The sequence below is a fragment of the Streptomyces sp. MUM 203J genome (assembly GCF_022414595.1).
GTDB lineage: Bacteria > Actinomycetota > Actinomycetes > Streptomycetales > Streptomycetaceae > Streptomyces.
This window is the reverse complement of sequence record NZ_JADWYO010000111.1, coordinates 1-8515: the sequence shown is the minus strand read 5'-3', so window position 1 is coordinate 8515 and position 8515 is coordinate 1. Positions and strand designations below refer to the sequence as shown.

Annotated in this window: 6 protein-coding genes; 3 read left to right on the top strand and 3 right to left on the bottom strand. The window is 71.4% G+C overall.

Annotated elements, in window-relative coordinates; genetic code table 11:
- Window positions 1-459: 459 nt before the first annotated feature.
- Window positions 460-1011 (bottom strand): MarR family winged helix-turn-helix transcriptional regulator, encoded by a 552-nt coding sequence (locus tag I3F58_RS28865; RefSeq protein ID WP_240111667.1) that lies wholly within the window; start codon window positions 1009-1011, stop codon window positions 460-462.
- A gap of 143 nt (window positions 1012-1154) precedes the next feature.
- Here I3F58_RS28865 and I3F58_RS28860 point away from each other — a divergent pair, with 143 nt between their 5' ends.
- Window positions 1155-2498 (top strand): MFS transporter, encoded by a 1344-nt coding sequence (locus I3F58_RS28860; RefSeq protein ID WP_240111668.1) that lies wholly within the window; start codon window positions 1155-1157, stop codon window positions 2496-2498.
- Window positions 2499-2513: 15 nt separating this feature from the next.
- Here I3F58_RS28860 and I3F58_RS28855 read toward each other — a convergent pair whose 3' ends face one another.
- Window positions 2514-4253 carry an ATP-binding SpoIIE family protein phosphatase gene (locus tag I3F58_RS28855; RefSeq protein WP_240111666.1) on the bottom strand — a complete coding sequence of 580 codons (1740 nt, stop codon included), beginning with the start codon at window positions 4251-4253 and terminating at the stop codon, window positions 2514-2516.
- A 108-nt stretch (window positions 4254-4361) separates the two neighbouring features.
- Window positions 4362-5936, bottom strand: a complete 1575-nt coding sequence (locus I3F58_RS28850) for an NAD(P)/FAD-dependent oxidoreductase (RefSeq protein ID WP_240111665.1) — start codon at window positions 5934-5936, stop codon at window positions 4362-4364.
- A 355-nt stretch (window positions 5937-6291) separates the two neighbouring features.
- Between I3F58_RS28850 and I3F58_RS28845 the strand changes: the two genes are divergently transcribed.
- Together I3F58_RS28845 and I3F58_RS28840 are read left to right on the top strand one after the other, a co-directional pair.
- A complete protein-coding gene (locus tag I3F58_RS28845) occupies window positions 6292-7089 on the top strand; it encodes a TetR/AcrR family transcriptional regulator (RefSeq protein WP_374208060.1) in 798 nt (265 codons plus the stop codon).
- Window positions 7090-7325: 236 nt separating this feature from the next.
- Window positions 7326-8515, top strand: a 1190-nt coding sequence (locus tag I3F58_RS28840; protein ID WP_240111663.1) for a sigma-70 family RNA polymerase sigma factor, incomplete at its 3' end; no start/stop codon positions are given.

Below are 8515 nucleotides of genomic sequence, written 5' to 3'. Positions count from 1 at the left end.
CTTCCTTCGTACTCACCCGAGAGACTCTCTCAGGCTTTCCTCCGGGCGCTTCCCTTCGGTGTTTCCAGCTTAGCAGATCCGTTTTCCGTTTCTGCCACCCGCTGGAGCGGGCTTGCCGGTCTGTTCTTCGCTTTCGCGTTTCCCTTTCCGGCGGTTCTGACTCTATCAGATCCTTTCGGGCCTGACTCCCAGTCAGCGGGATTCGCTTTCCCGGCCGCTTGGGCCGTTCCGGCGGTTCAAACCTTAGCTGATTTCCGCGGCCGACTCATAATCGAGTCCTGGGATCGAATTCCGGCATGCCGAAACAGTTCCCGATCCGGGAGATCGTGCTTGGTGTGAAGGGCCGCTACTGCGGCAGAGGCGCCGTCGCGAAACCGGTAAGGCTCCGTGACAACCCGGAGAACTTTACGGATGGGGGCAGGGAGTGTCAACCCCGCCCCTCAGCGCTCCGTGGCCGGGTCAGTCGAGACCGGTCAGACGCCCACCCGCGTCCGGCTGGGTGTCCTCCACCCGGCGCAGGAGGCGGATCAGCAGCTCGCCCAGGAGGGCCCGCTCTGTCGGGCTCAGGTCCTGGAGCAGTTCCTCCTCGAAGGAGGTGGCCATGCGCATGGCCTCGAGCCACTTGGCACGGCCCTCGTCGGTCAGCTCCACGATCACCCGTACACGGTTGGTCTCGTCACGATCGCGGGTGACCAGGCCTTCGCCGGCCATGCGGTCGATGCGATGGGTCATGGCGGCCGGCGTGAGGCCCAGCCTCTTGGCCAGCTCGCTCGGGCCCATGCGGTACGGGGCCCCGGCGAGCACGAGGGTCTTGAGGACCTCCCACTCGGCGTTGCTGATGCCGAGGTCCCCGACCTGGCGTCCGTACGCCACGTTCATCCGGCGGTTCAGTCGGCCAAGGGCCGACACCACCTTCTCGACCTGGGGGTCGAGGTCGCGGAACTCTCGCTGATAGGCGGCGATCTGTTCGTCGAGGCTGGGCTCGACGCTCGGTTCCTGGCTCTCGGGCATGCCGAGGAGTATCCCACGGTCCCACTTGGCGTCGAAGTCCTTCGATGTGTAGAGTTAAGCTTTGAAATTTAGGAGTGAAGTCTTCAGGCTTCAGCCCTACACGATCGAAGTGGGTGAGTGTGACCAAGGCGAAGGGCGCGGCGATGCGCCGGATCCAGGCAGGCAACGCGCTGAGCGCGTTCGGGCTCGGGTTCACCGTGCCGTACCTCTATGTGTACGTGGCTCAGGTGCGTGACCTGGGGGCCACTACCGCGGGGGCCGTTCTGGCGGTCTTCGCGCTGGCCGCCCTGGCGGTGCTGCCCTTCACCGGCCGGGCCATCGACCGCCGCGGTCCGCTGCCCGTCCTCGTCGGCGCCGCGCTGGTGGCCGCCGTCGGCGCCATGAGCCTCGGGGTCGCCGCGCATGTGGTCACGGTGGTGCTGGCCGCGGCGCTGCTGGGTGCCGGCACGGCCGTGCTGCAGCCCGCACTGGCCACGCTGATCGTCTGGTGCTCGGCGCCTGAGGGACGCACGCGCGCCTTCGCCCTGCAGTTCTTCCTGCAGAACCTCGGCCTCGGCATCGGTGGCCTCATAGGCGGCCAGCTGGTTGACGAGAGCCGCCCCGGCAGCTTCGTCCTGCTGTTCTCGATCGAGGCCGTCATGTTCCTCGTCCTCGCCGGGATAGCCGCCACCGTCCGAATACCGGAGGCCGCCCTCGTCTCCCCGGTGGCCGCCCGGCCGTCCGCTCAGGGTGGGAGCCATGGTGTCGGCGGCGGCATGCGGACGCTGCTGCGGCACCGGGCCATGGTGCAGCTGTGTGTGCTGGGCTTCGTGCTGTTCTTCGCCTGCTACGGCCAGTTCGAGTCGGGGCTCGCCGCGTACGGCACCGAGGCCGCGGGCATCGAGCCTTCGACGCTCGGTATCGCACTGGCCGCGAACACGGCCGTCATCGTGGTCGCCCAGTTCCTTGTGCTGCGGTTCGTGGAGCGCCGCCGACGCACCCGGGTGATCGCCGCGGTCGGGCTGCTGTGGGCCGTTGCCTGGCTGTTCGCCGGGTACGCGGGGCTGGGCCAGGTCAGCCAGGAGATGGCGGTGGCGGCGTTCGTCACCACATACGGGCTGTTCGGGCTCGGGGAGGCGATGCTCTCCCCGACTGTCGCGCCGCTGGTCGCGGACCTGGCGCCGGAGGGCGCAGTCGGCCAGTACAACTCGGCCTTCGCCCTGGTCAAACAGCTGGCACTGGCTGTCGGCCCGGCCGTGGGCGGACCCATGGGAGCCGCGCTGCACGGGCCGTACATCGTGACGTTCGTGCTCTTCTCGCTCGGCATCAGTGTGCTGGCACTGCGGCTCGGGCGGGAGCTCACGGAGAGGCAGGACCACCCGTACGCCGTCGGCCGCTCCCGTGTCGTCGTACAGCACCGTCCCGAGAGCACGGAGCCGCCCGAGGCCGCTCGGGAGTCCGCGCAGGCGCAGCACACGGAGCGGGCGGCGGTGGAGGCCGCCGTCTGAAGGCGGCCTCCACCTTCAGTCGGCGGGGCGGGCCGGCAGGGCGAACTCGCACCACACCGCCTTGCCCCCGCCGGGCGTACGGCGGCTGCCCCAGGACGAGGCGATCGTGGCGATGATCGAAATGCCGCGGCCCGCCTCGTCCTCCGTCTCGGCGCGGCGGCGGCGCGGCAGGTGGTCGTCACCGTCCGTGACCTCGATGATCAGCCGCCGGTCCGTACGGCGCAGCCGCAGCCGCATCGGCGGTGTCCCGTGCTGAAGCGAGTTCGCGACCAGTTCGCTCGCGGCCAGGACGCCGAGGTCCCGCAGCTCCACCGGGAACCGCCAGCTCGACAGCACGCCCGAGGCGAAGGCACGCGCGCGAGGCGCCGCCTCCACTCCGCCCAGCAGATCCAGCGCCGCGTTGTGGAACAGCTCGGCGTCCGGTCCCGACCGCGCAGGGTGCTGAAGCACCAGAACCGCCACATCGTCGTCGTGCTCGGCCGTCACCCCCAGCGACCGCAGCAGCCGGTCGCAGACCACCTGCGGCGTACCGGTCGCCCCCGCCAGCGCACGCTCCAGAGAGGACACGCCCTCGTCGATGTCCTCACCGCGCCGCTCCACCAGACCGTCCGTGTAGAGGACAGCCGTGGAACCCGGCGGCAGGGCGATCGTGCCCGACGTGTGCAGCCAGCCTCCCGTCCCCAGCGGCGGCCCCGTCGGGTCCGCGGCACGGCGTACCGCCCCGTTCTCGTCCCGCACCAGGATCGGCAGATGCCCGGCCGAGGCGTACACGAGCCGGCCCTCGTTCGGGTCGTGCACGGCGTACACACACGTCGCGATCTGGCTGGCGTCGATCTCCGCCGCCAGACCGTCCAGCAGCTGCAGCACCTCATGCGGCGGCAGGTCCAGACGCGCGTAGGCCCGTACGGCGGTACGCAGCTGCCCCATGACGGCCGCCGCGCGCACCCCGCGCCCCATGACGTCCCCGATTACCAGGGCCGTCCGGCCCGCGCCCAGCGTGATCACGTCGTACCAGTCGCCGCCGACCGCCGCGTCCGTGCCACCCGGCTGATAGGTCGCTGCCACCCGCAGATCGTCAGGCTGCTCCAGCTCCTGCGGCAGCAGCGAACGCTGCAACGTCACCGCGGTCTCCCGGTGCCTGCGCTCGCTGGCCCGCAACCGCTCGGCCGCCTCTGCATGGTCGGTGACATCGGCGGCATGGACGAGGACGCCGCCGTCGACTCCGCCACCCGGAAGGTCCACCGGCAGACACGACACCGTGTACGAGCCTCCGTGCGCACGCCGCGACTTGACCGTACGGGGCTTTCCGCTGCGCAGCACCTGGTCCATGAGCGGCAGCAGGCCCAGATCGGCCAGCTCCGGACAGCTGAGCGTCACCGAACTGCCGGTGGGCCGGTGGCCGAACGCGGACACGTAGGCGTCGTTCACGTACGCGATGCGGTGGTGGCGGCCGTATGTGAGCGCGACCAGCCCCGGAAGATGGCCCAGGATCTCCCGCACCGAGAACTCCTCCAGCGCAGGAGCGCGGGGCGACGCCGATTCCGCTTCGCCCGCGGGAGGCTCCTCGTTCCCCTCCCTACCGCCCGGCGCGGCGGCGCCCTCGCAACGCGGGTCCTCAGGCTGCCCGCACTCGCTGCGCGCGGCAGGCACGGCCCTCTCCCCGCGCTGCGCCGGCGAGGCCCCGCGATCGGCCCTGCGGGCGGCGGCACGGCGCTGTGTACCGGGGAAGCGGGCGCTCCAACGGGTGAAGTTCACGGATCTCTAAGCCTCGTCGTGTCGTTGCCGTGCTGAGTCACTCTGTGCAGGTGTGAGCCCACCTATGGTCACACGTCCAGTGTGACCGAACACACTGACAAAGGAGCGTCAATCGGGGTTCGGGCCAGCGTTCTTGGTGCTTCCGTTTCCGTCCGCGCCCCCGGTGTCCGCGGCGTCGCCCTCGTTCCCTGCACCACCGGACTCCTCCACCCCCCGGGCGCCTCCCGGCCCGGGAGCCCTCCCGGGCTCCGGGGAGTCCTTGCCGCCCGGTGAGGAGTCCGAGGTGACCGCCTGGTCCGGAGGGGGCGAGGGAGGGCCGGCGGCCTGCTCGAACTCGGCACGTGGATGCTCCAGCGAGCCGAGCGAGACGATCTCCCGCTTGAACAGCCCGGCCAGCGTCCACTCAGCCATGACCCTCGCCTTCCGGTTGAAGGTCGGGATCCTGCTGAGGTGATACGTGCGGTGCATGAACCACGCCGGATAGCCCTTCAGCTTGCGGCCGTAGACATGTGCGACGCCCTTGTGAAGGCCGAGAGAGGCCACCGACCCGGCGTACTTGTGCGCGTACTCCTTGAGGGGCCTGCCCCGCAGCGACGCCGCGATGTTCTCGGCCAGGACCCTCGACTGGCGCAGTGCGTGCTGGGCGTTCGGCGCGCACTCCTTGCCGGGCTCCTCCGCCGTGACGTCCGGGACGGCCGCCGCGTCGCCCGCCGCCCACGCGTGTTCGACCCCCTCGACGCCCAGACGGGCCGTGCACCGCACCCGCCCCCGCTCGTTCAGCGGCAGGTCCGTGGCCGCGATCACCGGGGCCGGCTTCACCCCCGCCGTCCACACCACCGTGCGGGTCGGGAACCGGCTGCCGTCGCTGAGCACCGCCACCCGGTCCGCACACGACTCCAGCCTGGTCTCCAGCCGGACGTCGATGTTCCGGGCGCGCAGCTCCCGCACCGTGTACCGGCCCATCTCCTCGCCCACCTCGGGCAGGATCCGGTCGCTCGCCTCCACCAGCACCCATTTCAGGTCCTCGGGTCTGATGTTGTGGTAGTACCGCGCCGTGTACCGGGCCATGTCCTCCAGCTCGCCCAGTGCCTCCACCCCGGCGAAGCCACCGCCGACGAACACGAAGGTCAGCGCGGCGTCACGGATCGCCGGATCGCGGGTCGACGACGCGATGTCCATCTGCTCGATGACGTGGTTGCGCAGCCCGATGGCCTCTTCGACCGTCTTGAAACCGATGCCGTGATCAGCGAGACCGGGCACCGGCAGCGTCCGGGAGATCGAACCCGCCGCCAGCACCAGTTCGTCGTACCCCACCTCCACCGGCCCGGCGGCCTCCTCCTCGGTGGCGAGTGTGACCACGGTCGCGGACCGCTTCGCGTGGTCCACGGCCTTGACCTCGCCGATGACGATCGTGCAGCCGCCGAGAACCCGGCGCAGCGGAACCACCACGTGGCGCGGCGAGATGTTCCCGGCCGCGGCCTCCGGCAGGAAGGGCTGATACGTCATGTACGGCTCGGGCGTGACGACGACGATCTCCACCGCGCCCCGCCTCAGCTCGGCCCTCAGCAGCCGCTGAAGGTGCAGGGCGGTGTACATCCCGACGTAGCCACCGCCGACGACGAGAATGCGGGCACGAGTCGGGGACGCGTCGGTCTCTCCCCGCGAGATTGCAGCCGTCACCATCCCATGACGCAACGGGCGCCGGTGTTTGTCCACAGGCCCGACGAATTGTGTGACCGGCGCGGCGGGGAGGCGCAGGGTGGCGTTTACGCTGATGAAGCACGAATAGTTGCAGGTCAAAGGCAAGATGAGGGATCCCGGACGGGTCCGGAATCGGGAGCCTTCCGGTCCTTGCTCCGATCGGGGGGCGCACCGGACGGAACAGCCCCTTCTGAATTGACTCCGTCTCAACTATGTTCGTATCCCATCGGGGTTCCGGAACGCCGTGTGTGCGACCTCAGCACGGCCGGACCAGACCCCGGCTGTCAGAGGCGCGGGGAGTCTCCGGGGGGAGACGCCGAATAACCGGGGGATCACAATGCACATTCAGGATTCGCATGGGCAGGCACGTACCGCTGCGATGACACAGACCGTGCCGGTCGGCACGACCGTGAACGGCACGTCCGCGGCCGTCGGCGCGGCCACCAGGCCGGCGCCGCTGCGCGTGGACGCGCAGCGCAACCTGGAACACGTCCTGCGCGCCGCGCGGGAGGTCTTCGGGGAGCTCGGGTACGGGGCGCCGATGGAGGACGTGGCGCGCCGGGCCCGCGTCGGCGTCGGCACCGTGTACCGGCGCTTCCCGAGCAAGGACGTGCTGGTGCGGCGCATAGCCGAGGAGGAGACGGCCCGGCTGACCGAGCAGGCCCGGGCAGCCCTGGGGCAGGAGGATGAGCCGTGGTCGGCGCTCTCCCGGTTCCTGCGCACGTCCGTCGCCTCGGGCGCGGGAAGGCTGCTTCCTCCGCAGGTGCTGCGGGTGGGGGTGGACGTCGTGGACGCTCATCCCGAGCAGGCGGTCGACCCCGCGCGCGTCCCGCATCAGCGCGCCTCGTCGACGGAGGGCACGGCCCCGACGGGCGAACCGCGCATGGTGACCCCGCGCCCGATACCGGCGGCCGAGCTGGAGCACTCCGGCGTCGCGGAACTCCTCGACGTCGTGGGCCAGCTCGTACTCCGGGCCCGGGAGGCCGGCGAGCTGCGGCGTGACGTGACCGTGGGCGATGTCCTGCTGGTCATAGCCACGGCCGCGCCCTCCCTGCCGGACGCCGCCCAGCAGAGCGCTGCCGCCAGCCGCCTCCTGGACATCCTCCTGGAGGGCCTCCGGTCCCGCACCGTGTGACCCGGGACCCGGCGAGCGACCCTCGGCGAACGGGGGCCGGGCAACCGTGGAGGAGTGGGCGACCGTAGCTCAGCCGGAGTGCAAGTCTCGTCCCGGACAAGGGCCTTATCGGCGCTTTCGTGCGGTTCTGCCTCCCCGGATGAGTGGTTGACCCCCGTACGGCGGCAGCGGGGTCGTACCTCTGTGGCACGCTTGCTTGGTGTTCCGGTCTGAGCAGTGGTACGGGGGCGGTCGCGATGAGCGGTGACGGTCGCGACGAGCAGGTGCCTGACCAGGGTGGCCCGGGGGGCGCCCGGCGGGTGGCCGGCACGGAGGGCCCCAGCGTCCCCCCGCAACGGGGGCGCGGCCGCGGGCGGGACCGTACACGCGCGGGTACCGCCTCGTCCGAGCCGTGGGAGTCGTACGACTCGGTGCTGCCGCCGCCCGTGGAGGTGCCTCCGTCCGACACGGAGCTGATCCGGCGGATGCGGGGCGGCGACGACTCCGCTTACGAGGAGCTGTTCCGCAGGCACTCGGACGCTGTGCGACGGTACGCGCGCACCTGCTGCCGGGACCGGCACACGGCCGACGACCTGACGGCCGAGGTGTTCGCTCGGACCCTGCAGGCGGTGCGTCGGGGCGCAGGCCCGGAGCAGACGGTCCGGGCCTACCTGATGACGACAGTCCGGCACGTCGCGGCCGCCTGGACGAGGACCGCCAAGCGCGAGCAACTCGTCGAGGATTTCGCGATGTTCGCGGCACAGGCGACGAGCGCCTCGGAACTGCCGGACGACGAGACGGTCGAGCTGGCCGCGGACGTGCGGGCCATGCACGAGGCGGAACGGTCCCTGGCCGTGCGGGCGTTCCGGTCGCTGCCGGAGCGGTGGCAGGCGGTGCTCTGGCACACGACAGTGGAGGAGGAGTCGCCCAGCGAGGTCGCACCGCTCTTCGGACTGACCGCCAACGCGACGGCGGTCCTGGCCAGCCGGGCACGGGAAGGGCTCAAGCAGGCATATCTGCAGGCTCATGTGAGCCAGTCGCTCACCGCGGGAGGCGACTGCGCACGGTACGCCGACCGGCTGGGGGCGTACGCACGGGGCGGGCTGCGGATGCGGGCCGAGCGGGGGCTGCGCAAGCACCTGGAGGAGTGCGTCAGATGCCGGCTCGCGGCGGGCGAGCTGGAGCAGGTCAACTCCGGGATCCCGGCGCTGCTTCCGGTCGCGGTCGTCGGCTGGTTCGCCGCCGGGTTCTCCCTCAAGGCGGCAGGGGCCGTCGCCGGGGGCACCGTCGGGGCGGCCGGTGCCGGTGCGGTTGCCGCGGCGGCGGGTGCCTCGGCCGGGACGGCGTCGGGTGCGGCCGGTGCCGGTGCGGCGGCGGGTGCCGGGGCCACGGCGAGCGCGGGTGGCGCGGCGGGGGCCGCTGGGTCTGGGGCCGGTGGGGCGGGGGG

Coding starts and splice junctions, on each gene's coding strand:
- I3F58_RS28865 (WP_240111667.1), bottom strand. CDS start 1,011: ATGCCCGAGAGCCAGGAACCGAGCGTCGAGCCCAGCCTCGACGAACAG.
- I3F58_RS28845 (WP_374208060.1), top strand. CDS start 6,292: ATGCACATTCAGGATTCGCATGGGCAGGCACGTACCGCTGCGATGACA.
- I3F58_RS28860 (WP_240111668.1), top strand. CDS start 1,155: ATGCGCCGGATCCAGGCAGGCAACGCGCTGAGCGCGTTCGGGCTCGGG.
- I3F58_RS28850 (WP_240111665.1), bottom strand. CDS start 5,936: ATGGTGACGGCTGCAATCTCGCGGGGAGAGACCGACGCGTCCCCGACT.